At 61.8% G+C, this 24,928-nt stretch carries 24 protein-coding genes and 1 tRNA gene (1 of these 25 running past the window's edge); 12 read left to right on the top strand and 13 right to left on the bottom strand.

The genetic code is table 11. The annotated features are described in order from the left end of the window. From V8Z65_RS15650 to V8Z65_RS15635, 4 genes are all read left to right on the top strand, one after another. A protein-coding gene (locus tag V8Z65_RS15650; RefSeq protein WP_338721081.1) for a mechanosensitive ion channel domain-containing protein crosses the window boundary here: on the top strand, positions 1-1,463 show its 3' portion. The gene continues 748 nt to the left of window position 1, outside the view; only the last 1,463 of its 2,211 coding nucleotides appear in the window; the start codon falls outside the window, past its left edge; its stop codon occupies positions 1,461-1,463. A gap of 138 nt (positions 1,464-1,601) precedes the next feature. Beyond that, positions 1,602-2,807: a lytic murein transglycosylase gene (locus tag V8Z65_RS15645; protein WP_338721080.1), complete on the top strand. Its 1,206-nt coding sequence runs from the start codon at positions 1,602-1,604 to the stop codon at positions 2,805-2,807. 137 nt (positions 2,808-2,944) lie between these two features. After that, positions 2,945-4,846, top strand: a complete 1,902-nt coding sequence (locus V8Z65_RS15640; protein WP_338721079.1) for a tetratricopeptide repeat protein — start codon at positions 2,945-2,947, stop codon at positions 4,844-4,846. A 60-nt stretch (positions 4,847-4,906) separates the two neighbouring features. Continuing rightward, positions 4,907-5,902, top strand: a complete 996-nt coding sequence (locus V8Z65_RS15635; protein ID WP_338721078.1) for an alpha/beta hydrolase — start codon at positions 4,907-4,909, stop codon at positions 5,900-5,902. A 761-nt stretch (positions 5,903-6,663) separates the two neighbouring features. Here the strand turns inward: V8Z65_RS15635 and V8Z65_RS15630 are convergent. After that, entirely contained in the window at positions 6,664-7,638 is a 975-nt protein-coding gene (locus V8Z65_RS15630; protein WP_338721077.1) for an oxidoreductase, read from the bottom strand. 93 nt (positions 7,639-7,731) lie between these two features. Between V8Z65_RS15630 and V8Z65_RS15625 the strand changes: the two genes are divergently transcribed. Further along, positions 7,732-8,709, top strand: a complete 978-nt coding sequence (locus V8Z65_RS15625) for an AraC family transcriptional regulator (protein ID WP_338721076.1) — start codon at positions 7,732-7,734, stop codon at positions 8,707-8,709. 288 nt (positions 8,710-8,997) lie between these two features. Here the strand turns inward: V8Z65_RS15625 and V8Z65_RS15620 are convergent, their stop codons facing one another. Next, positions 8,998-9,423: an OsmC family protein gene (locus V8Z65_RS15620; protein WP_338721075.1), complete on the bottom strand. Its 426-nt coding sequence runs from the start codon at positions 9,421-9,423 to the stop codon at positions 8,998-9,000. A 122-nt stretch (positions 9,424-9,545) separates the two neighbouring features. Between V8Z65_RS15620 and V8Z65_RS15615 the strand changes: the two genes are divergently transcribed. Next, the gene (locus tag V8Z65_RS15615) at positions 9,546-10,157 is read left to right on the top strand and encodes a nucleotidyltransferase family protein (RefSeq protein WP_338721074.1); all 612 of its coding nucleotides are present in this window, start codon (positions 9,546-9,548) and stop codon (positions 10,155-10,157) included. 239 nt (positions 10,158-10,396) lie between these two features. Here the strand turns inward: V8Z65_RS15615 and V8Z65_RS15610 are convergent, their stop codons facing one another. From V8Z65_RS15610 to V8Z65_RS15590, 5 genes are all read right to left on the bottom strand, one after another. Next, positions 10,397-10,810: a VOC family protein gene (locus V8Z65_RS15610; protein ID WP_338721073.1), complete on the bottom strand. Its 414-nt coding sequence runs from the start codon at positions 10,808-10,810 to the stop codon at positions 10,397-10,399. A gap of 143 nt (positions 10,811-10,953) precedes the next feature. Continuing rightward, entirely contained in the window at positions 10,954-11,439 is a 486-nt protein-coding gene (bfr, locus tag V8Z65_RS15605; protein WP_338721072.1) for a bacterioferritin, read from the bottom strand. After that, complete coding sequence (locus V8Z65_RS15600; RefSeq protein ID WP_338724048.1) at positions 11,405-11,716, bottom strand: (2Fe-2S)-binding protein; 312 nt, start codon at positions 11,714-11,716, stop codon at positions 11,405-11,407. Before V8Z65_RS15600 ends, bfr begins: the two co-directional genes overlap by 35 nt. Before the next feature lie 63 nt (positions 11,717-11,779). Next, positions 11,780-12,514, bottom strand: a complete 735-nt coding sequence (locus V8Z65_RS15595) for a DUF599 domain-containing protein (RefSeq protein ID WP_338721071.1) — start codon at positions 12,512-12,514, stop codon at positions 11,780-11,782. A 98-nt stretch (positions 12,515-12,612) separates the two neighbouring features. Continuing rightward, positions 12,613-13,650: an aldo/keto reductase gene (locus V8Z65_RS15590; RefSeq protein WP_338721069.1), complete on the bottom strand. Its 1,038-nt coding sequence runs from the start codon at positions 13,648-13,650 to the stop codon at positions 12,613-12,615. 245 nt (positions 13,651-13,895) lie between these two features. On the opposite strand from V8Z65_RS15590, the gene V8Z65_RS15585 reads away from it, so the two are divergent. Beyond that, positions 13,896-13,972 (top strand) — tRNA-Met (locus tag V8Z65_RS15585). Between the two features lie 113 nt (positions 13,973-14,085). Here V8Z65_RS15585 and V8Z65_RS15580 read toward each other — a convergent pair. Beyond that, the gene (locus V8Z65_RS15580) at positions 14,086-15,207 is read right to left on the bottom strand and encodes a 5-methyltetrahydropteroyltriglutamate--homocysteine S-methyltransferase (protein ID WP_338721068.1); all 1,122 of its coding nucleotides are present in this window, start codon (positions 15,205-15,207) and stop codon (positions 14,086-14,088) included. Positions 15,208-15,307: 100 nt separating this feature from the next. Continuing rightward, on the bottom strand, positions 15,308-16,702 hold the full coding sequence (locus V8Z65_RS15575) for an L-serine ammonia-lyase (RefSeq protein ID WP_338721067.1): 1,395 nt from the start codon (positions 16,700-16,702) through the stop codon (positions 15,308-15,310). A 141-nt stretch (positions 16,703-16,843) separates the two neighbouring features. On the opposite strand from V8Z65_RS15575, the gene V8Z65_RS15570 reads away from it, so the two are divergent. The 3 genes from V8Z65_RS15570 (at position 16,844) to V8Z65_RS15560 (ending at position 20,391) form a co-directional block, all read left to right on the top strand. After that, positions 16,844-17,434 (top strand): alpha/beta hydrolase, encoded by a 591-nt coding sequence (locus tag V8Z65_RS15570; RefSeq protein WP_338721066.1) that lies wholly within the window; start codon positions 16,844-16,846, stop codon positions 17,432-17,434. A gap of 77 nt (positions 17,435-17,511) precedes the next feature. Then, positions 17,512-19,269, top strand: a complete 1,758-nt coding sequence (locus tag V8Z65_RS15565; RefSeq protein WP_338721065.1) for a diguanylate cyclase — start codon at positions 17,512-17,514, stop codon at positions 19,267-19,269. Positions 19,270-19,344: 75 nt separating this feature from the next. Beyond that, a complete protein-coding gene (locus V8Z65_RS15560) occupies positions 19,345-20,391 on the top strand; it encodes a DUF3298 domain-containing protein (RefSeq protein ID WP_338721064.1) in 1,047 nt (348 codons plus the stop codon). Here the strand turns inward: V8Z65_RS15560 and V8Z65_RS15555 are convergent. Beyond that, positions 20,388-20,684 carry a GNAT family N-acetyltransferase gene (locus V8Z65_RS15555; RefSeq protein ID WP_338721063.1) on the bottom strand — a complete coding sequence of 99 codons (297 nt, stop codon included), beginning with the start codon at positions 20,682-20,684 and terminating at the stop codon, positions 20,388-20,390. The genes V8Z65_RS15560 and V8Z65_RS15555 overlap by 4 nt on opposite strands. A 23-nt stretch (positions 20,685-20,707) precedes the next feature. Continuing rightward, entirely contained in the window at positions 20,708-21,277 is a 570-nt protein-coding gene (locus V8Z65_RS15550; protein WP_338724047.1) for a tetratricopeptide repeat protein, read from the bottom strand. 122 nt (positions 21,278-21,399) lie between these two features. Between V8Z65_RS15550 and V8Z65_RS15545 the strand changes: the two genes are divergently transcribed. Next, on the top strand, positions 21,400-21,789 hold the full coding sequence (locus V8Z65_RS15545; protein WP_338724046.1) for a RidA family protein: 390 nt from the start codon (positions 21,400-21,402) through the stop codon (positions 21,787-21,789). Between the two features lie 184 nt (positions 21,790-21,973). Here the strand turns inward: V8Z65_RS15545 and nadA are convergent, their stop codons facing one another. After that, positions 21,974-23,041 (bottom strand): quinolinate synthase NadA, encoded by a 1,068-nt coding sequence (gene nadA, locus V8Z65_RS15540; RefSeq protein WP_338721062.1) that lies wholly within the window; start codon positions 23,039-23,041, stop codon positions 21,974-21,976. Between the two features lie 193 nt (positions 23,042-23,234). On the opposite strand from nadA, the gene eda reads away from it, so the two are divergent. Beyond that, complete coding sequence (gene eda / locus V8Z65_RS15535) at positions 23,235-23,870, top strand: bifunctional 4-hydroxy-2-oxoglutarate aldolase/2-dehydro-3-deoxy-phosphogluconate aldolase (protein WP_338721061.1); 636 nt, start codon at positions 23,235-23,237, stop codon at positions 23,868-23,870. On the opposite strand, the gene V8Z65_RS15530 is transcribed toward eda, so the two are convergent. Beyond that, positions 23,867-24,862, bottom strand: coding sequence for a zinc-binding dehydrogenase (locus V8Z65_RS15530; protein ID WP_338721060.1), 996 nt, complete (start codon positions 24,860-24,862; stop codon positions 23,867-23,869). The two genes, eda and V8Z65_RS15530, sit on opposite strands and share 4 nt — an antisense overlap. Between the last annotated feature and the right edge of the window lie 66 nt (positions 24,863-24,928).

Genomic DNA, 24,928 nt, shown 5'->3' with positions numbered 1-24,928 from the left:
ATGCGGCCTATTGGTCCTTCTGGAGTGCGCGGATCATCTCGCTGCTTGGCTACACTTTCCTTTTCGTCGCGCCCATGATCAGCAGCCTGGTATCGCGTCCGGCCGGCGGCATGGTGCAGGTGCTGGCCATGGCGACCGCCGTGACGATCGGCATCATCATTACCTTGCAGAACAAGGATGATGTTCGGACATGGCTGGCCGATATTAGCGAGAGACGTAACAATGACGGACTAGGGCGACTGCTGGCGGCCATCGGCCAGCATTGGCACATTCTGGTCATCGTCTATTTGCTGGCGCTATTGGTGGTGTGGTTTGCCAATCCCGAAACGGCCTTGCCCTTCATGCTGGGCGCAACCGTGCAATCGGCTTTTGCCACTCTCATCGGGTCGCTGGTGGTAGGCTTTATCACCCGCTTTGTCAGCGCCGGTCTGAGCCTGCCCGAAGATGTCCGGCAGCGCCTGCCACTGTTGGAGAGCCGGCTCAAATCCTTCGTGCCTGCGGTGATGCGGGTGGTGCGTTGGGTGGTGATAGCGGGTGTGATTGTCGCTATCGGGCAGGCATGGGCCTTGTTCGATTTTGTCGCCTGGATCGGCAGCGAAGAGGGTCTTGCCGTGGCCGGCTCGGTGGTTTCGGCCGCGCTGATCATCCTTGCGGCCATTGTGCTCTATGTGGTGGTGGCGTCCTGGGTCGAATATCGGCTCAATGCCAATTTCGGCAGGGTGCCGACCTCGCGTGAAAAGACATTGCTCAATCTCTTTAAAAACGCCTTCACCATTGCGCTTGTGGTCTTCGGGACCATGCTGGCCCTGGCCCAGATCGGGGTCAATATTGCCCCCCTTTTGGCGGGCGCCGGTGTTGTCGGTCTCGCCATCGGTTTTGGCGCGCAGAAGCTGGTGCAAGATATTATCACCGGCATTTTCATCCAGTTCGAGAATATCATGAATGAGGGTGACGTGGTGGCGGTCGGCAGCTGGTCGGGCGTTGTTGAAAAGCTCACCATCCGTTCGGTGACCATTCGCGATCTCAGTGGCACGGTGCACCTGATCCCGTTCTCCTCGGTCGATCAGGTCAGCAATATGATGCGCGGATTTTCCTATCATGTGGCCGAAATCGGCGTGGCCTATGACAGCGATATCGACGCGGTCAAGGCGGCGATGCACGAGGCCTTCGAGCGGCTCATGCAGACCGAGCATGGCGATGAAATTCTCGACGATCTCGACATGCAGGGCGTGATTGCTTTCGGAGATTCGGCGATCACGGTGCGGGCGCGGATCAAGACCTTACCGGGCAAACAATGGGGCGTTGGCCGGCGCTATAATGAGATCGTCAAGCTGGTCTTTGCCGAACAGGGTATCGAGATCCCCTATCCGCATGTGACCTATGTGCCTGCGGGCGGCGGGGCATCGAAATCGCCGCCACCGGCCGGTCGGGTCGAGGACCAGAGCGAGGATAGTCCGGATTGACGGCGATGTGATCGCTCGAGGGCGTTTGCCTTAAGGTCATCTTAATCGGGTGCGTTAATATTTTTCTACGCGCGCCATGTTGCGGCACAGCAGGCGCGTCCGTGTCTTTCCTGTTAGCGCGTATGCACGAGGCCCGAGATGACCCGATCCGGTGGTTCTTTGCTTTTTCAACGTCTGCTTTTGGGCGCTATCCTGGCGGGACTTGCCCTTGTGGCGCCGGCCCAGGCCAATAGTGCCAGTTTCGTGCGCAATCTCTGGCCTGAAGCGGAGCGGGCCGGTGTCAGCCGGCAGGTCTTCGAGGCCGCCTTTGCCGGCTATAGCCCTATTCCGCAAGTGATCGAGCTGACGCGCAAGCAGCCTGAATTCACCCAGACGGTGCAGCAATATGTCGAAAAACGAGTGACTGCCGCTCAGGCCGCCAAGGGACAGGCCATGCGCGGGGAATGGGCGCAGACCCTGGCCGGGGCGCAGCAGCGTTACGGGGTGCAGCCCGAAATCGTCCTGGCCATATGGGGGATGGAAACCAATTTTGGTGGCTTTATGGGCGGCAACAACACCATTTATGCGCTCGCGACATTGACCGAGAGCGGGTATCGCCCTGACTTCTTCCGATCCGAGCTGGTCACGGCTCTGCGTATCATTTCCGATGGGCACGTTTCTCCCAACGCCATGGTCGGCTCCTGGGCGGGCGCGATGGGGCACACCCAATTCATGCCCTCGAGCTTCATGCGCTACGCGGTGGACTACAATGGCGATGGACGCAAGGATATCTGGAACTCAGTGCCCGATGCGCTTGGTTCCACGGCCAATTATCTCAAAAGCTTCAATTGGCGGCCGGGTGAAACCTGGGGCTATGAGGTCAAACTCCCGCGGGGGTTCAACTTTGCAACAGCGCGCGGCATGGACAAGGCGCCGCTGAGCCAATGGCAGGCCATGGGCATTACGCGCGCCTCGGGGCGGGCCTTTCCGCGCCCCGACGATATCGGGCGGCTCTACATGCCGGCAGGTGCCAATGGGCCAGCCTTTCTGCTGCTACCCAATTTCGATGTCATCAAGCGCTACAATAATTCGGATAGCTACGCCCTGGCCGTCGGCCATCTGGCGGACCGCATCCTGGGTGGCGGTGATTTTGTGACGCCTTGGCCGGCGGGCGATTATGCGCTCAACAAGGCGCAAAGGGCCGAGGTGCAGGCGTTGCTTGGGCGTGCAGGATTTGACGTGGGCACGGCCGACGGCGTGATCGGACCCAAGACGCGCGCCGGGGTCATTGCCTATCAACAGGCGCGAGGGCTGGCTGCCGATGGGCACGTATCGGGCCTGTTACTGGAGCGGCTGAAGCGTTAACGTACTGTTAACAAACTGGGCGCAAAGTTCTCCCGCTTAAGTAGAGGGCAGGCCAGCGACCGGATCATCGGCGCGCCTGCCCTCGCCCATTCCGGGGCGCAAAACAGCGACGATTCTTAGGATTGCCAGAGGCCGATTTGGTCAAATCACCGCGCTCCAAAAAGCAGAATGCCAAGGTCACTCCGGCCCTAGCCCAATTGTTCAGCCGTGCTGATACCTGCTATCGCCAAGGCCAGTTGCAGGAGGCCGACAGGTCGCTTGCGCAAGCGCTCATGGTCTATCCTGACTGGGCGGAGGCTTGGCATTTGCGTGGCCTGGTGATGTACTCTGCCCGCCAATTGGCTCAGGCGCAAGCCTGTTTCGAGCGTGCAATTGCCAGCGATGCCAAAGTGGCTAATTACCACGCAAACCTGGCTCTGGTCCTAATCGGACAGGGGCACTACGAGCAGGCAATGTCCCGCTGCATGGCCGCGCTCAAGATCGAAACCCGGCATTTTGGTGCTGCGCTCAATCTCGGCTTGGCCCTCTATGAAACCGGGCGAGCCAGCGAGGCGCTGCGGGCCTTCGAGCGGGCGCGCTCGATCAATGCCCGATCGCCGGTTGCCAGCGGCAATGTGGGGCGGGCTGCGCTTCATATCGGTGAGTATGAAAAGGCCGCAGCTGCCTATGGCCGTGCAGCGGAGCTCGATCGGGAGAACAGCGATTACGCAGTGGGAAACGCGATGTCGCTCTATATGCTGGGGCGAACCGCTCAAAGCCGCGCCGTGCTGGACACCGCCGTACAGAAATGGCCGGAGCAGCCGGTTCTGCTCAGCGCGCGGACCTTCGTGCTTAATTATTTCGACGATGTGGGTGCGGGCCAGCAGGCCGAGGCGGCCATGGCCTATGGGCGGATGATCGAAAAAACGGTTGGCGCGGCCACGCATATTGCCGATCCCGCCCAGGCGGACCGAAGGGTCCGCGTTGGCTTTGTTTCGGCGGATCTGCGCGACCATTCCGTGGGTTCGCTGCTCAAGGCCGTGCTGCCGCATCTGGACCGCGGCCGGTTGGAACTGGTTGCCTATTCCATGGCGCATAGAGAGGACGCGACAAGCGAGGCCCTGCGCGTCTATTTTGACAATTGGGTAAAGGCCACCGGCCTGGATAATGATACCTTGGCCAACAAGATACGGGCCGATGGCATTGACGTCCTACTCGATCTGTCCGGTCACACAATGGGTAACCGCCTGCCGCTTTTTGCGTCGCGACCGGCGCCGGTATCGGCCAGCTGGCTCGGCTATTCGGGCACGACGGGCCTTAGTCGACTGGACTATCTTGTCTGCGATAACTGGGTGTTGCCGGAGGGCGAAGAGCGCTACATCAGCGAGAGGCCGTGGCGTTTGCCCGATGCCTTTTTGGCGTTCTCGGACAATGGAGCGCCGCCGGCTCCCAAGAGCCAAAGGCGAAGTGGGCCGGTGTTCGGCAGTTTCAACAGCCACAACAAGATCAGCGATGCGACCATGTCGACCTGGGCGGAGATTTTGCGATCTGTGCCCGAGAGCCGACTATTGCTCAAGTCGCGCGCCTTGCAGCAGAAGGCGGAACGCGACGCCACTGCCAAGCGGTTCGAAGCGCTTGGCGTCGCGCCAGACAGGCTCGACCTGATGGGCCGAACCGAAACGCAAGCCGAGCATCTGGCTCTTTACGGGCAGATTGATATTGCACTCGATCCGTTTCCATATAATGGCACCACGACCACCGTGCAGGCGCTGCGCATGGGTGTGCCGGTGCTGACGCTGAAGGGCAACCGCTACATCAGCCGGGTCGGCGCCAGCATTCTGGCTAATGCCGGGTTGGATGACTGGATCGCCGGCGACGTGGCCGACTACGTGACCATGGCGGTAGAGCGGGCCGGTGACCGCGACAGGCTTGCGGTTCTGCGCTCGGAGCTGCCCGGGAGGATTGCGGCTTCGCCGATTTGTGATGTGCCGCGATTTGGCCGCGACTTCAGCGATATGCTTGTCGGCATGTGGCGCAATTGGTGCCTTTCGCAGAAGTGACCATAAATTCTGCGATTTTTGCTGCCAGAAACGGCGCGGCTTTCAACCTCTGACCTTATGATGACGCGACTTACAATTCTTCTGCTGATCGGCCTTTTGGCCGCGGGTGCCACCCAGCCCGCCCAGGCCGTTTCGATCATGGACCCGTTCAATGTTCCGCTGGCTATGGATGGGGGGACGGCCAAGGTGGGCGATGGGATTGCGTATGCGGATGGGGCGCGGGCCAAGCTCGATGTTTATGCACCCGAGCAGCGCGGTGAATTGGCGCCGGTGGTGTTCTTCATCTATGGCGGCGGCTGGAGCCGCGGCGAGCGGGGTGAATATGAGTTTGCCGGGCGGGCGCTGGCCTCGCGGGGCTTTGTCACCGTGATCGCCGATTACCGGCTTTACCCGGAGGTGCGCTATCCCGATTTTCTGGAGGACGGGGCGCGGGCGCTGCGTTGGGTGCAGGACAATATCGCCAATTATGGCGGCGACCCGAACCGGCTGTTTCTGGCCGGGCATTCGGCCGGCGCCTATAATGCTGTGATGCAGGCGCTCGACCCATCGTTCCGGGACGAATATGGCGTGACCATACCCATCCTGGCGGTGGCGGCGTTGTCGGGCCCCTATGACTTTTATCCTTTCGAATATAATGAAGTGCGCGATGTGTTCGGCGAGGCGCCCAATCCGCAGGGCACGCAGCCGATCAATCTGATCACGGCCGAGGCGCCGCCCATGTATCTGGCGACCGGCACGACCGACCCCATCGTCAGGGTGCAGAATACCGAGCGCTTTGCCGAGCGGCTGCGGGCGCAGGGCGTGTGGGTGACGACGCAATATTATGAGGGTTTCGGACATATGGAGCCAGTGCTGGCCATGGGGGCCATGTGGCGCTGGCGTATGCCGGTGCTGGACGACATGGTCGGGTTTTTCCAGCGGTTTGGGGCCTTTCCCAGCGGCGTGCCCTATCTGGCGGTGGCGCCTGAGGCGCCGCAAATGCTGCCTGACTCGGTGGCGCCGATCGAGCAGATCGTCAGCGAGCTCAATGCGATGTTCCAGCCGATTGAGGACTAGCGTCCAATCGCGCTAGCCATCCTATCAAAGAGCGTTCCGCGATGCTGTGCGCATGCCGAAGGTCCGGACGACGCTGGCGTCTCCGGGTTTGCACGGTGAAAAGCGGCTTTCGCCTCGGTTAAATTAAAGAAGAGGCGAAAGCCGCTTCCCACGAACAGGATTTCGGACGCATGCATCGAGCGGCCCCCTTGCGGGTTGCTCATCCCATCCACGAGCGGCACAGACCTTGGGCCCGGACGCCGAAACATCCATCGCCGCCTGTCGCCGTTCGCTTCAGTTGAGCGACCGGTGGTCAGCATACACGCCTCCGCCCGATCGACACCGTGCGGCCTGCCTCCTCACCCGGCACTTCGTCGGTACCGCGTGTTGTCGGTGAGGACGGCGGAATTATGGGGCGGATTTCGACCCCGGGGATTATTCTGTAAATAGCCTGTCGTCTCAATGCGTTGCGAGCCCGACACCCCCACCCTGCTCGATTCAACGGACTTAGCTGAAGCTAAGTCCCATCTCGCTTCCCTCCCCACAAGGGGGCGAGGGATCAAGGGTGGGGGCTCGGCGGGGGGAGTCGGCTTCCGACCCGATTTGGGACTTTTGGGACCAGTCGCGAGCATCCCGAAAGTTGCCATTCATCCACTTGCGCCGACAACAGCTTCGCGCGCATTGCGACCGGTCAGAACCGAGCGTCTTGGTGAGACGGCGGTCTCCCGGTCCCGACGATGACAGTCGTGACCGACGACACCGGACATGCTCGCTCCAAGGCGCTAGCTGCCGACACTTTCGCCGGTCAATTCTTCGCTTAGCGTCCACAAATCAGCGGCCGCCCGAGGATCTATTGCCCAAGAGCGTACGCCGAGCAGTTCCGTAGAATCATCTGGATAGAGCGGGGCAATATCGCAGTTCTCACAGTAGAGGCCGCCCATGCCGTTGAGCGCAGGGCTGGTTGCACACCACACAGCTGTTGCCGCACCTTGAGCCGCCGTCTTCATATTCCGTTCCGGATCGATGATTGGCTTGCCGTCGCTCCCGACGTAGCCGGCTGCCTGGAGATTCTCTGCGGAAATGAACTTTGCAAGCTCGGTGATCACCCCACCTGGATGAAGTGAAAACGCGCGGATACCGTGCTCTTGTCCACGCTGGTCAAGCGCCACCGCGAACAGCGCATTTGCCGTTTTCGAGCGACCATAGGCCAGCGAAGCGTCATAAGGCTGATGCAGGAAATTAGGGTCCTCGAAGTCGAAGTGCCCGTACTGATGCCCACGCGAAGAGACCGAAATCACACGTGCGCCTTTGGCCTTCGCCAAGGCTGGCCATAGGCGGACCGCAAGTTCGAAATGGCCCAGGTGATTGGTTGAAAGCTGGGATTCATAACCTCGGCTGTCGCGAGTAAGAGGGTTGAGCATCGTCCCGGCATTATTGATGAGGATGTCGAGGGACCGATGGGAGGCTAGGAAGGTATCGGCGAGAGACTCGATCGACGCCGGGTCCATGAGATCGAGAGGAACGAGTTCCACACGCTCGATAGCGATCAGCGCTGCTCGCGCCTTCTCAAGATTGCGAGCGGGCACGACGACATTCGCACCAGCCGAAACCAGCGCGCGAGTGATTTCCAGGCCCATGCCGTTGGACCCACCTGTAACGAGAGCGGTCTTGCCTGCCAAGTCGATCCCCGAAATCACCTCGAGAGCCGTGCTGGCAGCTCCAAAGCCCGAACCGAGCGGAGTTTGCGTTTGCGACATTGTTCTTCTCCTTGCTGTTGGGTTCCTGATCTATTCCGTGGCGGGTGAACTTTGAATGCTTGAACATCCACAAGAATTGCGCGATCGTTCGGAATGCTGTCCGATCCCCTCTCTCAAATTCTGGATCTTCTCGATGCCCGCTGTGTCCTGACCGGCGGGATGGTCGCCAAGGATGATTGGGTGAGGCAGTTCCCGCGGCCCAACGCGCTCAAGATCATGGCAATCGTCGCAGGCGATTGCTGGCTGGTCATGGATAGCTTGCCTGCCCCGGTGCAACTGGCAACCGGTGACGTCATCTTGGTCAACGGCAAGCATCCGTTGACCTTGGCGAGCGATCTAGCTCATGCGGCGTCCCAGACAACCCAAGGGAATATCCAGGTCGTAACGGATATGGCGCCCCATCGACACGAGGGCGACGTCACCATTGTCGGCGGGCATGTAGCGATCGATCACACGCGGCAGGACCTGTTGCTGGATGTTTTACCGCCGCTCGTTCACGTGGCGACGACCGCTCCCCAGGCATCGGTGCTGGGCTGGTTGCTGGCTCAGCTTGTGCTCGAGAGCCGGGCCCCACAATCTGGTGCGGCGGCTACTACGGGACTGCTCGCCCAGTTGCTTTTCGTCCAGTCTCTGCGGGCGACGCTATCGGTCGAGGGGCCGCGGACGCATGGCTGGCTTCGCGCCTTGGGCGATGAACGGCTTGCTCCCGCGCTGCAGATGATCCATGCCGATCCAGCACGAAATTGGACACTCGCAGAGTTGGCCCGGGGCGTCGCGATGTCTCGTACAGCTTTTGCTGTCAGATTCCGCCAGGTGGCTGGCGTCGCTCCGCTCACTTACCTGTTCAATTGGCGGATGCGCCTTGCCGAGCGCAGCTTGCGCCGGGATGACGTTCCAGTGTCGCAAGTGGCGCACGAAGTTGGCTATTCATCCGAAAGCGCCTTCAGCAACGCGTTCAAGCGCGCGACCGGGACCTCGCCGAAACGGTTCCGGGACAATGCGGCAGCCCATGGGCCAGAGCAGATCTTGTCAGTTGAGCCCAGCGCTTCCGTGCGGAACGCGAATTGGTAACCTCAGATTAGTGCTAGAGAATGCCCAGACGGGTGATGTCTGCTTTCCAGTGCCACTCATTTGGAAGCCGACAGTCTGAAACCCACCCCAACGCCGCCAATCAAGTACAGAGCCCTCGGCTCAAGGCCGAGGGTGACGGCCGGTGGGAGGGGCGGTGCCGGTGCCCAGACGTTGAACGCATTCATTGCGAGAATTCCGCCTGCGAATAGGCGTTCGCAATCCCCCCAAGACAGACGCTTAGGCGGCGATGCTATGGTTTTTGCAGCCGGACAGGTGTGACTTGCGCCCTCAGCCGAGCTTTGCGTCGAGGGTGACCTCGATGGCGCCCAAGGCCTTGGACACCGGGCAATTGGCCTTGGCCTTTTCGGCCAGTTCCCGGAACGTGGCCTCGTCTATGCCCGGCACGGTGCCGACCAGGGTGAGGGCGCTGCCGGTGATGCCGGTGCCGGGGATGAGGGTGACCGCCGCCTCGACCTCAAGATTGGTCGCCGGGGTACCGTTCTCGGCGAGGAAATGTGCGAGCTGCATGGCAAAGCAGCCGGAATGGGCGGCGGCAATCAGCTCTTCAGGATTGGTGCCGGACTGGCCGCTCTCATCGACGAAACGGCCCTTATAGGTATAGGGCAGCGTCTTGAGGGCGCCGCTCAGGACATCCAGGGTGCCCGAACCTTCGGTCAGTGATCCGGTCCAGTTGGCGGTGGCGGTGCGCTTCATCGTGCTCTCCTCGGGGTTGCATCCATGGGTTTCAACACATGGCAAAGACTAGCAGTTGCAAATGTCGAACTAAAGTTGCCATCGTTGCCTGAGGTGGAGCCGAATCGGGACGGGCCTTGCGCATGACACATCTTCGTTATGCCGGTGCGGGACGAGAGGCGCAGGAGCGGGCGCTGGTGCAGATCATTCGATCACAACCGCATCTGATGGCCATTCTCGAGGGCATGAATGCCCTGGACCTGCCGGATCCGCTGCTGGCCTCGGGGGCGATCTATAACACGGTCTGGAATGTGCTGACCGGCAGGCCGGTGCTGACGGGCATCAATGATGCCGATGTGGTCTATTTCGATGACAGCGACCTCAGCTATGCGGCGGAGGATCGGACGATCCGGAGAGCGGCGGCCCAGTTTGCAGGGTCGCCGATTCCGGTGGAAGTGCGCAATCAGGCGCGGGTGCATTTATGGTTTCCTCAGCGGTTCGGCATGGCCTATCCGCCTCTCAATCGCAGCGCCGAGATGATGCTTTATTTTGCGACCAGGACGCATGCGGTGGCGGCGCGGCTGGAGCCGGATGGTGGGATTTCCATCCATGCGCCATTCGGGCTCGATGACATGTTCGGCTTTCGCGTGACGCCCAATCCGGCCCTGCCGAACCGGGAAACGCATGAGTGCAAGGCGGCGCGGGCCAAGGCAATCTGGCCGGAGCTGACCATTGTGCCGTGGCCGACGGGGTAGGGGCGATTTGGTCTGCTCTGCTTGGAATGACGCCTGCCGTGGCAACACCCCCCACCCGGCTTGATTCAACGGACTTAGCCTTAGGCTAAGTCCTATCTCGCTTCCAGCCATTCGCGCACAGCGCTCATGGCCTTCGTGGCTCAAATCGGTCCACCGGACCGATTTGCCCTTCGGGATGCCAGGGAGCCCCACAAGGGGAGGGTGGCAGGAGCCGAAGCCTCATGGGTAGCCTGGCCGCCTCAAGGCGTCGGCTCGATGACGATGGACGGCGCGGAGCGGGTATTGGGGCCGTGGAAGACCGCCTCGATATTGTTGCCGTCGGGATCGAGCACGAAGCAGGCATAATAGCCGGGGTGATAGTGGCGCTCGCCGGGGGCGCCATTGTCGCGGCCGCCCGCTTTCAGGGCCGCCTGGTAGAAGGCATCGACCATTTCGCGGTCCCTGGCCTGGAAGGCCAGGTGCACATGGCTGGGGATGGCGCGCGCATCAAGGCCATCGACGAAAAGTTCGTCGATCTGGAACCAGCCTTCGCCGCGGGCGGTGATGGGAATACCCAGGACGGCAAGGGCGTTTTCGTAAAAATGGCGGGTGGCGGCGACATTGCGGGCGCGCAAATGCACATGGTCAATGAGCCGGCCGGTGTGAAATTGCATCGGACTATCTCCAATGGAATGGGCAAAACAAAGCCGCCCGGACATTGTCTGGGCGGCTGGACAGAATTTGTCAGCAAAATTCTAGCCGGCCTTGCGGCGTCCGAGCCGAGAGCGAATGGCCGCTTCGGCTGGCTATGCCGCAATTACTCGGCTTCGTCGGCCGGGGCGGAATTGAGCTGGCCGTATTTTTCCGGCCCGATCTTGTCGAGCAGTTCGAGCTGGGTTTCGAGGAAGTCGATATGGCCTTCCTCATCGGCCAGAAGTTCCTCGAAGAGGTTCTTGGAGACATAATCGCCCAGCTCTTCGCAGAGCTCGCGGCTGGCCTTATAGGCCTTGCGGGCGTCATATTCGCCGGCCAGATCGGCCTCGAGCACTTCCTTGATGGTCTGGCCGATCCGAAGCGGCGCCACGCGCTGCAGATTGGGATGGCCTTCGAGGAAGATGATGCGCTCGATGAGCTTATCGGCGTGGTGCATCTCCTCGATGGATTCGGCGCGTTCCTTGGAGGCCAGGCGCTTATAGCCCCAATCGTCGAGGAGCCGATAATGCACCCAATATTGGTTGACCGCGCCGAGCTCGAGGAAAAGGGCCTCGTTAAGCCGCTCGATGACTTGTGCTTCGCCTTTCACGACGTACTCCATTCCGTTGCTTTTTGAGCTTTTCCAGCCCCGACTGGAGCGTGACCAGTTCGGCGGGCTGATGGGCTTGCTGTGCATGATATTTTTCGGTGACGCGGACGATAATGTCCACCACATTCGGCACACAACCCGAGCATTTCGCACGGCGATTGAGTTCGGCATAGACCTTGGCGGGGACCACAAGCTGCCAGGGATCGGCCGTGAGGAGGTCGAGCACGATGTCCTCGATCTCCTTGCTGGTGATCATATTGCACTGGCAGACAAGCATGGCGGGGGCCAATCAGGTTCTCAACGGGGCGGAATAAACGCCGCCTATTCCTGAATGTCAACGTCATAAATTTCCGCGGGCGTCGTCATTGCGGTCACGTTTTGTCGCAGATGAGGCCGGCTTGCGCAGGCGGGCGGCGATCAAGGCGGCGGAGGCGGCGGTGCGATGGGCGGAGGAGAAAAATTCCCGATGCGCCAGGATGAGGACCGTCACCAGACAGGCGGCCACGGCCAGCCATTCGGAAACGAACCAGGCGACGGTGGCGACGGAGAAATAATAGGCGCGGATGCCGGAATTGAAATTGCGCGCGCCCAACCCGTTCATCTGGGCGATAGCGTCGATTTCCTCCTCGGTGGCGTCGCGATCATGCTCGAGGGCGCCGAGCATGATGCAGAAATGGTTGAACTGCCGGAGCGAGAGGGTGAAGGCGAAAAAGGCGAGCACGAACATGGCCAGCATGACGCCGAGATGGATCTGCACATCGAGCACGGAATAGGTGCGTTCGAGCGAGAGGGATTCGAGGGCCTCCATAAGCGTGGGGAGCTGGCCGAAAACGGCAAAGACCGCCAGCACCAGCAGCACCGAGGTCGAGGCGAGAAAGCTCACCGAGCCCATGATATTGCCCGAAAGAATGGCGTCGAACGGGCTTTCGCGCCGCGTGGCATTGGCGACCCAGCGGCGGCGCTGCATGTTCATGATGACAGAAAGGGAGGGGCGGGCGCGCTCGATCAGCGGCACCACGATATTGTAGGCGAGATAGGCCAGAAGCGGGAAAACCGAGGTGAAAAGCGTGGTCAAGGGAAGCGCTCCGGCCGAACAACTGGTCCGACTATAGCGCGGCCGGAGGGCTTGGCCAGAGGCGAAAGCGGACCGGACAGGCCGGTCCGCTTTTCCGTTCAGATCGGGCGCGGGAAACGGCGATAGGTCGCGTCGATATCGGCCAGCACTTCGGGCGAGAGCGTGAGGTCAATAGCCCCCAGAACCTGAGCCAATTGGTCGGTGCTGGTGGCGCCGATAATGGTCGAGGTCATGAAGGGGCGGGTGCGGCAGAAGGCAATGGCCATCTGCACCGGATCGAGCCCGTGGCGGGCAGCGACCTCGTGATAGGCATGGGTGGCGGCGTCGGAATGTTCGTTCAAGCGCCAGAAGCCCTTCTGATAGTCCTTGCGGCTGCCCTTGGGGGTGGCGCCATTGAAATATTTGCCGCTCAGCATGCCGCCGGCCAGGGGCGAATAGGCCAGGAGGCCGACATCTTCGTGATGGCTCAATTCGGCTAGGTCATGATCGAAGAGGCGGCGGAGGAGATTGTATTCGTTCTGCACCGAAACCAGGCGCGGCAGGCCGTTCTCCTCGGCGATACGCAGCCATTTGGCGATGCCCCAGGTGGTTTCGTTGGAGACGCCGACATGGCGGATCTTGCCCTCGCGGACCAGATCACCCAGGGTTTGGAGCATGTCGGTGAGGTTGGCCAGGACGTCGGCCGTGTCCTGGCGATGGGGCGCATAGCGCCAGTAATTTTCGAAGTGATAATGGCCCCGGCTGGCCCAGTGGATCTGGTAGAGGTCGATATAATCGGTCTTGAGGCGTTTGAGGCTGGCCTCAAGCGCTTCGCGGATGGACGCGCCGTCAGCCCGGCGCCCGCCACGCAGGAAGCTGGAGCCGCCACCGCCGATCTTGCTGGCCAGGATCCATTTTTCGCGGTCGCCATTGGCGGCAAACCAATTGCCGATGATCTCTTCGGTGCGGCCGCTGGTTTCGGGGCTGCCCGGCACGGCGTAGAGTTCGGCGGTATCCATGAAATTGATGCCGGCATCGCGCGCCATGGCGATCTGGGCATGGCCTTCTGCCTCGGTGTTCTGGCTGCCCCAGGTCATGGTGCCCAGGCAAATATCGGTGACCGTGATGTCGGTGCGGCCAAGGGATTTGAATTGCATGAAGAAAAGTCCATTTGCAGCAAGAGGTTCGGGCGAGCGCCGGACCCTAGACCAGCTTGCTTTGGTATGGAAGATGATGAGCGTCATTTAACGATGGATGGGCTTTTCCACAGGGCGGGGGCCAGCAATGCGGGCGAAAAGCGGCCGGCGTCAAAAAACCGTCACGGATTGGCTCGGAGGGGGTTGAGGTCTGCGGCCTCACCCCCTATATAGCGCTCACACCGCGCCGACGGCGCCGTGTTTGACGCGGGATGGAGCAGCCCGGTAGCTCGTCAGGCTCATAACCTGAAGGTCGCAGGTTCAAATCCTGCTCCCGCAACCAAAGAACCCCAGTAACTCAGCCGAGTTGCTGGGGTTTTCCTTTTTGGAGGGCTGAGCGGCCTCAGGCCGGTATGGCCCGCGTCGCCAGGACACGGGCCTTTCTGTTTCCGGCGACTAAACCCCGCCCCAGATGGCTTCGGCGGTCTTGACCACGAGGTCGAGCTTGCGGCGCTGGTCGTCCATGGTGAGGTCATTGCCCTCTTCGGTCGAGGCGAAGCCGCATTGCGGGGCGATGCCGAGCTGGTCGATATCGGCATATTTGCTGGCCGCATCGAATTTGCGCTTCAACTCATCGAGGTCTTCGAGCCCAGGGGTCTTGGTGGTGATGAAGCCCGGGAGCACGCGCTTGGTGCCCTTGGGCAACAGGCGGAGTGGCTCGAGCCCGCCAGCGCGGTCGGTGTCATATTCCATGAAATAGATATCGACATCGGTCTGGTTAAAGATGGCGTCGGCCGCCGGGTCATAGGCGCCTTCGGCCACCCAGGTGGATTTGAAATTGCCGCGGCACATATGCATGCCGATCAGCATGTCATCGGGGCGGTCGGCAATGGCATCATGCATCATTTTGGCATAGCGCCCGATCAGCCAATCGGGGTCCTCGCCTCTGGCCTTGCGCTCAGCGCGGATTTTCGGGTCGCAGAGATAGGCAAAGAAGATGTCGTCCATCTGCAGGTAGCGGCAGCCGGCAGCGTAGAAGGCCTTCACGGCGTCCTTGTAGGTGGCGGTGATGGCCTCGAAATAGGCTTCGGCATCATGCTTGTATTCATTGACGGCGATGTCGTCGTCGGCGATGCGGAAGTGAATGGCGCTGGGGCCGGGGATGGAAATCTTCGGGGTCACCTTGGTATTGGCGGCGACGAACTTGTAATGCTCGAGCATAGGGTGGTCGGCGGGAAAGCTGAGCTTGCCGGTAATGACCGGTACGTCCTGCTTGGTGTGGACGCCGTGGAACTGGATGCCGCCACCCTCGCGCTCAATGATATCGAGGCCGTTGAGCATGCCCATGAAGTCGAAATGCCACCAGGCGCGGCGGAATTCGCCATCGGTCACGGCCTTGAGGCCAGAATCTTCCTGCATCTTGATGACATCGCGGATGGCCTCGTCCTCGATGGCCTTGAGTTCCTCGGCGCTGAGGCTCTTGTCCTCGAAACGGGCCTTGCGGGCCTTCTTGATGCTGTCGGGCCGCAGAAACGAGCCGACTACGTCGGCGTGATAGGGTGGTTTGGCAAGGGCCATGGCGGTTCCTCCTCGAGTCCTGTTTGCCATCAGTGATGGCAAGTCGCGCGAGAGAAGGCAATCGCCCTTTCAGGCAAATGTATACAGCCGGGTGTCCGCCTCAGCAGGCCACGACATTGACCGCAAGGCCGCCAAGGCTGGTTTCCTTGTATTTTTCGTTCATGTCCTGGCCGGTCTGACGCATGGTTTCGACGCAGGCGTCGAGCGGCACGGCATGGGTGCCATCGCCTTTGAGAGCCAGCGAGGCAGCGGTGACGGCCTTGACGGCGCCAAAGGCATTGCGCTCGATGCAGGGAATCTGCACGAGCCCCCCGACCGGATCGCAGGTCATGCCCAGATGGTGTTCAAGAGCAATTTCGGCCGCGTTTTCGACCTGCTCGGGCGTGCCGCCCAGAATCGCACAGAGCCCAGCGGCGGCCATGGCGGAGGCCGAACCGACTTCGCCCTGGCAGCCGACCTCGGCGCCCGAGATCGAGGCGCGATGCTTGATGATGCCGCCAATGGCCGCGGCGGTGAGCAGGAAATCGCGGATGGCGTGATCGCCGGTGCCGGCATTGAATTGCAGGGCATAGCGCAGCACTGCGGGAATGACACCGGCGGCGCCATTGGTGGGGGCGGTGACGACCCGGCCGCCAGCGGCGTTTTCCTCGTTGACGGCCATGGCGAAAACCGAAAGCCAGTCATTGGCCATGAGCGGATCGGCCTCGTTGCGCTGCCACTTCTGCCTGAGCTTGTCGTGGATGGCGGCGGCGCGGCGTTTGACCTTGAGGCCGCCGGGCAATTCGCCGCGCTGGTCTAGTCCGCGGTCTATACAGTCCGACATGACCTGCCAGATGTTGTCGAGCTGGCGGTTGAGCTGGGCAGGAGCGAGCCGGGCTTCCTCATTGGCGCGCTTCATGCCGGCAATGGAGAGGCCGGAGCGATGGGCCATGTCGAGCATTTCGCGCGCATCGGCAAAGGGCCAGGGCACATCGGCATCGGCGGGTGAGGCATGGCGCATGGCTTCAAGTTCCTCGGCGGTGACAACGAAGCCGCCGCCGATGGAATAATAGACGCGCCGCAACAGCAATTGGCCATCGCTGTCATAGGCATGAAATTGCAGCCCATTAGGATGACCGGGCAGGGGTGTTGTCTTGTCGAGGATGAGATCGACCGCCGGACGGAAGCGATAGGCCGGATGGCCGGGCGGGGAGACGCGGCCTGTCTCGCGGACGGTCGCTATAATTGCATCCATGGCATCGGGATCGACGGTTTGCGGGTCCTGGCCGGCCAGGCCCAGAATGACGGCGCGGTCGCTGCCATGGCCGATTCCGGTAAAGGCCAGCGAGCCATGCAGGCTCGCGGTAATGGCGGCGGGCCGGGCGCTGGCGGCGCGGGGCCAGGTGCCGGCAGAAAGGTCGTCGAGAAAGCGGCGCGCGGCCGTCATCGGGCCCATGGTGTGGGAACTGGACGGGCCAATGCCGATCTTGAAGACGTCGAAGACGGACAAAAACATGGCTCATCATAGCCGGTGTGGGCGGCCTTGCAATCGGCGCCGCACAGGCGATTGTTCCGGATCGGTCAACACTGCGTGGTCCGGACGCGGCATTGCCGCCAGGCGTGAAAGCGTCAATATCGGCGGTAAAGGAGTTCAGCCATGTCCGCTTATCAGTATCGCGCCGATCCTGCCGGTGACCCTGCCGCCCCGGTGATCTTTCTGTTTCACGGCACGGGCGGGGACGAAAACCAGTTCTTCGACCTGGCCGGGCAATTGCTGCCCGGTGCGCGGCGGGTGGCACCGCGCGGAGACGTGAGCGAGCACGGCGCCCTGCGCTATTTCAAGCGCACCGGTGAGGGCGTCTATGACATGGCGGACCTGGCGGTCCGGACGGCCGCGATGACCGAATTTGTGCGCGATGTGGCCGGCGAGGCCTCCCGGGTTATTGGGCTGGGCTATTCCAATGGCGCCAATATCCTGGCCTCGGTGCAGTTTGCAGCGCCGGACCTGTTCGATGTGACCATCCTGATGCATCCGCTGATCCCGTTCGCCCCGCCCGCGGCCGATTTTACCGGGCGGGAGGTGCTGATCACCGCTGGGCGGCGCGACCCGATTGCCCCGGCCGTGGCCACCCAGGCCCTTGCCGACTACTTTTCGGCCAATGGTGCGGACAGCCAGCTCGCCTGGCATGAGGGCGGGCATGAATTGCGGCAGGACGAATTGATGGCGATCCAGAAATTTCTGCAATAACGCCCAGTCTTGCCAAAGCGTTAACAGCTTCTTGAGGCGTTTGCAGGCACATTCGGTGCCGTTGTGTTATGTGCCGAATGAGGGCGAGCATCCATAGGCTTGGGCGCCGCATTGCCGATACACTCTCGCTCAGAGTGTTGATTTTCGTGCTGCTCGGCTTTGCCGTGGTGGCAGTGCCGGCGTTTTTTGCCTTCAACTGGGTGGTCAATTCCACCGTGATCCAGCTCGGCACGCTGTTTGCCGAAAAGCAGGTGCTCTATGACCGCCATCGCGGCCTGGGGGCGCTGCTGCGCGAGGTTTCGCTGGCCGAAACGCTTGCCGGCAGCCAGGCAATCCGCGACTGGGCGCGCGATGAGGACGACCCGGTGCTCCAGCGGCGCGGGATAGCTGAGCTCGAGCACTTCCGGCAGAGCTTTGCCGACCATTCCTATTTCTTCGTCATCGACGGCTCGGGCAATTACTATTTCAACGACGATGCCAATGCCTATGCGGGCGACCAGCTGCGCTATGCGGTGTCGGCGGATAATGCGCGGGACAAATGGTATTTCGCCACCCGTGCCCTGGGCGAAGGGTGCCATCTCAATGTCGACAATGACGCCAATCTGCGCGTGACCAAGGTGTGGATGAACTGTGTCATCCGCGAGGGCCGGCAGGTGCTGGGGATATTGGGCACCGGGATAGATCTCAGCGCCTTCATCCAGGAAGTGGTCAATATTCCGCAGCGCGGCGTGACCTCGATGTTCGTGGACCGCCAGGGTCAGGTGCAGGCGCATCGGGACGAGAGCCTGGTCAATCTGGCGAGCCTGTCGAGCGAGATGCGCGCCAAACGCACCGTCTATTCGCTGGTGGACAGCGAGGCCGACCGTCAAACGCTGCAATCCCTGATGGACAGCGTTACGCGCGGCGATGCGCTGGCCCAGTCCGCTTTCGTCACGATCGGTGGCAAGCAGGCGTTGGTCGGGGTGGGCTATCTGGACAAGCTGGGCTGGTACAATGTGACGCTGATGGACCTCGATGCCATTATCGATCGTCGGCTGTTCCTGCCCGTTGGGCTGTTGCTGGTCGCGGTCATGGTGTTGGTGACCATGCTGGCCATGGTCGTATTCAAACGCGCCGTGCTCGACCGAGTATCGCGGCTGGAAAATGTAGTGCGTAGTGCCCAGGGTGGCGATTATGGCCCGGCGCTCAGCATGGGGGCGGGGCGGCAGGATGAAATCGGCCGGCTGGCCGCCAGTTTCACGGAAATGGCGGCGGCGGTGGACGACCATACAAGGTTGCTCGAAACCCGGGTGCGCGAGCGGACCCAGGAATTGGAGCAATTAGCCTTCAAGGACGGCCAGACGGGTATTCTCAATCGCCGCGGTTTTCTGGCGGCGCACACGGACGCTCAGAACCGGGGCGCCTACGGCCTGTTGCTGATCGATATCGACCGGTTCAAGAGCATCAATGACCAATATGGCCATGCGGCCGGCGATGCGGTGGTGCTCGCGGTGGCGCAACGGATCAGCAGGGCCATTGGCGGCAAGGATAGTTGCGCGCGCTGGGGCGGTGACGAATTTATCGTATTGGCGCCCGAATGCGGCCCGGAGCGGCTGCGCCAACTGGCTTATGCGATTATGGCTGGTATTGACGACAATCCGGTCGACGCCGAGGCGGCCGGCACGATTGCGGTGACGGTGAGCGTGGGGGCCTGTGTGGCCGAGGCGGGCGACAGCCTGGATGTGGCCGCCGACATGGCCGATACCGCGCTCTATATGGCCAAGGGCCGAGGCCGCAATATGGTGGTGATTTTCGATAGTGACCTGATGATGAGCGGACGGAGCGCACGCGGCTGAGGCGGATGTTCCCCGAGGTGACGGATGCGGTCGGAGGGGCTATCTTTCGCCCCCGACATGCAGAGGAGATCACCCATGAGCCGCCCAGCCGTTTTGCTTTGCCTGCTGCTGACGGGGTTTTTGCCGCAAGCGGCGCTTGGCGCCAGCTTCGATTGTGCCAAGGCGGCAACGCCATTTGAGCATGCCATTTGCGACAATGCGGATTTGTCGGCGGCCGATGAACGGCTGGCCCGGACCTATGCGACGGCCATTGGCGGCCTGTCGGAGACGGCGCTGGATGAATTGCGCGGTGATCAGCGCGAATGGCTCGATTATGCGCAGCGGGCCTGTACGCGCGATGCCGAACCCATGGTGTCGGGCGACTACGACGAGCGCGGATTGTTCTGCCTTAACGACCTGTTTGACAGCCGCAGCCGGGTGCTGGAAACCAGCCGGATGATGGACGGTATGCGCGTCTATCCCAGCGCGCATTATGCGGCTCTGCCGGACCCCTATGAGGCGGATAATCCGGAGTCCAACTGGCCGGTGGCGCAGCATGAACTGGCGCTGGTGCAGATCGATGGCGATGAGGGCTATATGCATGCCTTCAACGATCTGGTGCGGGCCGAGGGCGAGGTGATTGCCGCCGGGTTTGGGGAGCAGGGCGGCCCCGAGACCATGCAAGAGGACGCATCAAGCGACTCGACCAATACGATCACGCTCGATGAAATCGCCGGCAACCGCCTGTCGCTGGCGGTCAATACATATTGGTATGGCCATGGCGCGGCGCACGGCAATTACACCATTTCCTACCAGCATTTTCTCAAGGAGGAAGGGCGCTGGCTCAGGGCCGAGGACATTTTTGCGGGCAAGGGCTGGCAGAAAAAGCTCGCGGCGCTGGTAACGGCGGCGGCCGAGGCAGAGCATGGCGATGCGCTCTGGCCCGATAGTCTGGGCGATCTGACCGAGGTGGTGACCGACCCCACGCGCTGGAACCTGTCGGACCCCTATGGGCTGGTGGTGCAGTTCCAGCCCTATGAAATCTCGGCCTATGCCTATGGCGCGCCGACCGCGCGCGTCAGCTGGGACGCGCTGGAGCCGATCCTGGCCGAGACGGCGGACAAGTATCGCTACGGCTACTAGGCGAGCAGGTCGGTCCATTCGGGGTGACGGCGGAACTGCACCACCACATAGGGGCAGACCGGGGTGATCTTGAAGCCCTGCTCGCGGGCATCGGCAATGGAGGCCTTGACCAGTTTGAGGGCAATGCCGCGGCCTTCGAATTCGGGCGGCACACCGGTGTGGTCGATGATCATGGGGCCGTTGCCGGTCTTGCTATAGGTCATCTCCGCTTCGGCGCCGGGCGCCAGGCGAATGAAATAGCGGCCGCGCGTGGGGCCCTGTTCGTGGTGGATGGTGTATTCGCCATCGCTCATAATGGTGCTTGTCCTGTTGGTGGTCAGCTGCGAATGGGTGGCGCGCCCAATTCGGGGAATAATGCGCGCTCGGGCAGGAAGGGATGGATATCGAGCGCCTGGCGGATGGCTTCAAGGGCCTCTTCGCGTTTCCCCTGGGTCTGATAGATCAGCGCCCGGCCGGCCAGGGCGCCGAAATGGCGCGGCTCACGCTTGAGCGTCTCAACGATATCGGCGAGGGACTTATCATAGGCGCCATTGAGGAAATGAGCGGTGGCGCGCATGTTCCACCCTTCGGCGTAGTCGGGATAATCGGCAATCAAGGCGTCGATGAGAGGGATCTGACTGGCCGGGCCGGCCAGGCCGCCCGCCGACATGATTTCGGCTATCCGGGCGGCGATTGCCGGATCGTCGGGTTGGACCCAGAGGCGCCAGATGTCATTGGCTATGGCGTTGGCCGATTGCGCTTCGGTGGATGCGGAGAGCTGCGCGAAAAGGGTGTCGAGCCGAGCATTCTGCTCAGCGCTGTACGCGTCAGACTGGGCCAGGCTGGGCAGTGTGGGCGCCACAACCAGCAGCAGGCCAGTAAAAACCAGGCGGAGCAGGACTTCCATGGTGGGCAAGTCTGGCCCCTTCGGTCAGCTGCGGCAAGTCATTTCACGGGCGGTTGACAGAGGCTGCGGCAAAGGGCTGGTTTGGTGAAAAGCTGCTTTGAGGTGACCTGCCCATGAGTGAAATGCTCTATCACATGATTTCGTCCGGGCCTCGGCCGGTTGCGCCGTTCAGCCACGCGGTGGAAACGGATGGCTTCGTTTTCGTGACGGGGCAAATGCCGACCGACCCGGCAGCACCCGATGCGCCGCTGCCGGACGGGATCGAAGCACAGACGCGCCGGGTGATGGAGAATTTGCAGATCGTGCTCGGTGGGATCGCGCTGGGGCTCGAGCATGTGACCATGGCCCGGATTTATCTCACCCAGTTCGAACGCGATTATGCGGCGCTCAATGCGCTCTGGCCGAGCTTTTTTGAGGCCGGAAAATTGCCGGCGCGCACCACGATCGGGGTGACGGCGCTGGCCGTAGGGGCGCTGGTGGAGATCGATCTGATTGCGAAGCGGCCGGGGTAAACCAGGGCGCGACACCCCCACCCGTAGCTTTGCTACGGCCCCTTCGGGCCGCGCGTCGCTACCGCCCCCGTCAAGCCAGCTTAGCTGTCTTGGTCTTCTCGCCTCAAATCTCTCCACAGGAGAGATTTGCCCTTCGGCACGGCTCCAAGCCCCTCAAGGGGAGGGTGACGCAGGAGCCGAGGCTTTAGTCCCCCTTGCGCGACAGCTCGATCATGCGTTCGACAGCGAGGCGGGCCGGGGCGATGATCTCTTCGGGGATCGTCACCTCTTCGGTCATGGTGTGCAGTGACCAGAGCACGTTTTCTAGATTGATGCGCTTCATATGCGGGCAGATATTGCAGCCGCGCAGGAAATCGATGCCGGTGGTTTCGGAGGCGACATTGTCGGACATGGAGCATTCGGTGACCATGACGACGCGCGGCGGCTTGGTGGTTTTGACCCAATCGATCATGGCGGCAGTGGAGCCGGCAAAATCGACCGCGTCGATGACCTCGGGCGGGCATTCGGGATGGGCGATGATCTTGGCCGTGGGATAGGCGTGGCGGAGCTCGGAAATGTCCTCGGCGGTGAAGGTTTCATGCACCTCGCAGGCGCCGGCCCAGGTGATGATCTTCTTTTTGGTTTTCTTCGCGGTGTTGGCCGCCAGATATTGGTCGGGGATCATAATGACGGTGTCGCCCTCGACCTTGGTGACGATATCGAGCGCATTGGAGGAGGTGCAGCACACATCGGTCACGGCCTTCACGGCGGCGGAGGTGTTCACATAGGTGACGACGGGGGCGCCGGGATATTGCTCGCGCATGGCCAGAACGTCTTCGGCGGTGATGCTTTCGGAGAGCGAGCAGCCGGCCCGGCTGTCGGGGATCAACACAGTCTTGTCCGGATTGAGCAGCTTTGAGGTCTCGGCCATGAAATGCACACCGCATTGGACGATGACCGACTGGGTGACCTTGGTGGCCTCAACGGCCAGTTGCAGGCTGTCGCCCACAACATCGGCGACGCCGTGATAGATCTGCGGCGTCTGGTAATTATGGGCCAGAATGACCGCGTCCTTCTCCTTTTTGAGCCGGTTGATCTGGAAGATCAGCGGCGCGTAGAAGGGCCACTCGATCTCCGGGATCTTGTCCTTGACGCGGTCGAAAATCTTGTCGGTGGCGCGCTCGACAGATTTGGAGAATTTGAGATCGAAGCTGTCGGCCAGAATGGCGCGGGCCTCGGTGAGCGGGGTCACCGCGTTGATCGTCTGCACCATTTTGCTCTCCCCGACCCTGTTTCGGGATTTCGGCAAGGCTGTGCCGCGAAAGCCCGACAGACAAAAGCACACCTTGGCGCGCCGTGGCGGAACCTAGGTATTTTCTCGGCCGAGTTCAATGAAGGGCTTGCAGGATTTTCGCACTCCGCCTAACGCTCAGGGCAAGCCCCTTGTCAGCCAAGAGATGATCGCCATGCCGCAGGACGCCAACGCCATTCGCTCCATCCTATCGCTCGCGCCGGTGGTGCCCGTCATCATTCTCGACGATGTCGCCCAGGCCAGGCCGCTGGCTGAGGCGCTGGTGGCCGGTGGACTGCCGGTGCTCGAGGTGACGCTGCGCACGCCCAATGCGCTCAAGGTGATGGAAGAAATGGCCAAGGTCAGTGGCGCGATTGTCGGCTCGGGCACGGTGCGCAATGGTGCGCATATGAAGAGCTCGGTCGATGCCGGCTGCCGCTTCATGGTCTCGCCTGGAGCTTCGCCGCGCCTGCTCGATGCTGCCGAAGACGTCGCCATTCCGCTTTTGCCGGGCATCGGCACGCCGACCGAAGCCATGGCGGCCGCGGAGCGGGGCTATAGCTTCCTTAAGTTCTTCCCGGCCGAAGCGCTGGGCGGGGCGCCGGTTCTCAAGGCTTTCGCTTCGCCGCTGCCCGACATCACCTTCTGCCCCACCGGCGGCATCGATCCAGCCAAGGCCAAGACCTATCTCAGCCTGCCCAATGTCATCTGTGTGGGCGGTTCCTGGATCATGCCGGCCGATGCGCTGGCCTCTGGCGATTTCGCACGGATCGAGGCGCTGGCGAAGGAAGCGAGCGCGCTCAGGGGCTAAGCCTGCAAGACGATCTTGCCCAGTGAGTTGCGGCTTTCGATCAGTTCATGTGCCTGTGCTGCCATTTCGATGGGCAGGCGGTGTCCAATCAATGGGGCAAGCGCGCCGTCGTCCACCGTCTGGTAGAGTGTAGTCAGGCGCTCTGCGATTTTGGCGCGAGCATTCGGCCCAGAAAGTATGGGCATCATGGAATATCCCAAAAGGCTCTGCGACTTCATGACGAAGCCGGGCATGAACGGTTCCGGCAGTGCGGCATAGGCGCCACTGGACCCGCCATAGGCGACAAAGGAACCGCCGGCCGCCAGGACCTCCAGGCTTTTGGCGCTGATGTTGCCGCCGACGGCGTCGAAAATGACATCCGGTCCGCGATCCTGCGTGAGTGCCATGACCTCAAGGCACCAATCGGACCGGGTCGAGAGGACATGGGTAGCGCCCAGCCGTTCGACTGCCGTGGCTTTGGCCGGATTGCCAACGGTGGCGATGACCTGAGCGCCAGCGGCCAGCCCAAGCTGCACCAGCAGATTGCCGACCCCGCCAGCGGCGGCGTGAATGAGTATGGTGCGTCCATCGAGCGGCAAGAGGCGCGAAAGATCGAGTGCGGCAATGCCGGCGATGCCCAGCGCAACGGCCATATCGAAAGCAATTGTCTGAGGAAGGGGAAAGACCGCCTCAGCCGGCAAACAGATGTGGCTGGCATAACCGCCACCCAGCCGCCCGACAGCGAAGGGGGCAGCCAGTACCCGATCGCCAAGCCTGAAGCCCGATACGCCTTCTCCCATGTCCTCGATCGTGCCCGCTGCTTCCGAGCCGAGCACGAGTGGCAAAGCGAGCGGAATAGCGGCGCGCCCAGCGCGCATGATGGTGTCGCCCAGATTGACGCCGGCCGCTGCCACCCTGACCAGGACCTCACCCGGCTGAGGCGTGGGTGTGGGCATCTGGCGCCAGGTCAGAACTTCAGGGCCGCCGAAACCATCAATAATATTGGCATTCATGTCGTCACTCCACATATTGTGCAGTGATCTGGTAGTGACTCCATGCAGATGGGCTCTACCGACTTT

Origin of the sequence: Devosia sp. XK-2 (genome assembly GCF_037113415.1) — a bacterium.
GTDB lineage: Bacteria > Pseudomonadota > Alphaproteobacteria > Rhizobiales > Devosiaceae > Devosia.
The sequence above is the reverse complement of the archived record's forward strand: the minus strand, read 5'-3'. Positions and strand labels throughout refer to the sequence as shown.

Bases quoted from the DNA above. Each gene is read 5' to 3' on its own strand.
- V8Z65_RS15545 (WP_338724046.1), top strand. From the start codon at position 21,400: ATGCTCTATCACATGATTTCGTCCGGGCCTCGGCCGGTTGCGCCGTTC.
- V8Z65_RS15555 (WP_338721063.1), bottom strand. From the start codon at position 20,684: ATGAGCGATGGCGAATACACCATCCACCACGAACAGGGCCCCACGCGC.
- V8Z65_RS15610 (WP_338721073.1), bottom strand. From the start codon at position 10,810: ATGCAATTTCACACCGGCCGGCTCATTGACCATGTGCATTTGCGCGCC.
- V8Z65_RS15575 (WP_338721067.1), bottom strand. From the start codon at position 16,702: ATGTTTTTGTCCGTCTTCGACGTCTTCAAGATCGGCATTGGCCCGTCC.
- V8Z65_RS15625 (WP_338721076.1), top strand. From the start codon at position 7,732: ATGCTGTCCGATCCCCTCTCTCAAATTCTGGATCTTCTCGATGCCCGC.
- V8Z65_RS15620 (WP_338721075.1), bottom strand. From the start codon at position 9,423: ATGAAGCGCACCGCCACCGCCAACTGGACCGGATCACTGACCGAAGGT.
- eda (WP_338721061.1), top strand. From the start codon at position 23,235: ATGCCGCAGGACGCCAACGCCATTCGCTCCATCCTATCGCTCGCGCCG.
- V8Z65_RS15560 (WP_338721064.1), top strand. From the start codon at position 19,345: ATGAGCCGCCCAGCCGTTTTGCTTTGCCTGCTGCTGACGGGGTTTTTG.
- V8Z65_RS15630 (WP_338721077.1), bottom strand. From the start codon at position 7,638: ATGTCGCAAACGCAAACTCCGCTCGGTTCGGGCTTTGGAGCTGCCAGC.
- V8Z65_RS15590 (WP_338721069.1), bottom strand. From the start codon at position 13,650: ATGCAATTCAAATCCCTTGGCCGCACCGACATCACGGTCACCGATATT.
- nadA (WP_338721062.1), bottom strand. From the start codon at position 23,041: ATGGTGCAGACGATCAACGCGGTGACCCCGCTCACCGAGGCCCGCGCC.
- V8Z65_RS15565 (WP_338721065.1), top strand. From the start codon at position 17,512: ATGAGGGCGAGCATCCATAGGCTTGGGCGCCGCATTGCCGATACACTC.
- V8Z65_RS15580 (WP_338721068.1), bottom strand. From the start codon at position 15,207: ATGGCCCTTGCCAAACCACCCTATCACGCCGACGTAGTCGGCTCGTTT.
- V8Z65_RS15645 (WP_338721080.1), top strand. From the start codon at position 1,602: ATGACCCGATCCGGTGGTTCTTTGCTTTTTCAACGTCTGCTTTTGGGC.
- V8Z65_RS15615 (WP_338721074.1), top strand. From the start codon at position 9,546: ATGACACATCTTCGTTATGCCGGTGCGGGACGAGAGGCGCAGGAGCGG.
- V8Z65_RS15635 (WP_338721078.1), top strand. From the start codon at position 4,907: ATGACGCGACTTACAATTCTTCTGCTGATCGGCCTTTTGGCCGCGGGT.
- V8Z65_RS15600 (WP_338724048.1), bottom strand. From the start codon at position 11,716: ATGCTTGTCTGCCAGTGCAATATGATCACCAGCAAGGAGATCGAGGAC.
- V8Z65_RS15530 (WP_338721060.1), bottom strand. From the start codon at position 24,862: ATGAATGCCAATATTATTGATGGTTTCGGCGGCCCTGAAGTTCTGACC.
- V8Z65_RS15570 (WP_338721066.1), top strand. From the start codon at position 16,844: ATGTCCGCTTATCAGTATCGCGCCGATCCTGCCGGTGACCCTGCCGCC.
- V8Z65_RS15550 (WP_338724047.1), bottom strand. From the start codon at position 21,277: ATGGAAGTCCTGCTCCGCCTGGTTTTTACTGGCCTGCTGCTGGTTGTG.